The following is a 622-nucleotide window of genomic DNA, read 5'->3' as shown; positions in this document are numbered from 1 at the left end:
AATCGGTTGAAATAAGACGCAAAAACCAAAGGAGCAAAAGGTCAGTCGAATCATCGGCTTCCGCTATGCGTGCGGCTCATCGCTGCAGTGCCTAAAAGGTGATGCCGCAATGCACAAAATGCCATCACGGTAACTTGGCATTAGCGTCACGATCATATAGCTATCGGAAAGGACGCTTAACCCCTATGGCGCTTTTGTGGCGCCACCGACATTTCGGAGGACAGCATGACGGATCAAAGCGCTACAATAAAAATCGGTGACAAATCAGTCGACCTCGCCGTCAAAAGCGGCACGATCGGCCCGAGCGTCATCGACATCGGTGCCCTCTACAAGAACACCGCTTCCTTCACTTACGATCCGGGCTTCACCTCGACCGCATCCTGTGAATCGAAAATCACCTATATCGACGGTGACGAAGGTGTGCTGCTGCACCGTGGCTATCCGATCGAGCAGCTCGCCGAGCATGGCGATTTCCTCGAGGTCTGCTACCTCCTGCTCTACGGTGAATTGCCGACGGCTGCGCAGAAGAAGGATTTCGACTATCGCGTCACGCATCACACGATGGTGCATGAGCAGATGAGCCGCTTCTTCACCGGCTTCCGCCGTGATGCGCATCCGATGG

The 622-nt window shown here is 54.3% G+C and carries 1 protein-coding gene; it reads left to right on the top strand.

Annotation, left to right across the window (positions count from 1 at the left end; genetic code table 11):
• Positions 1-225: 225 nt before the first annotated feature.
• Positions 226-622, top strand: a 397-nt coding sequence (locus AC5ZG1_RS44175) for a citrate/2-methylcitrate synthase (protein ID WP_496136536.1), incomplete at its 3' end; no start/stop codon positions are given.

It is taken from the genome of Bradyrhizobium sp. Leo78, assembly GCF_059512425.1.
The sequence above is the reverse complement of the archived record's forward strand: the minus strand, read 5'-3'. Positions and strand labels throughout refer to the sequence as shown.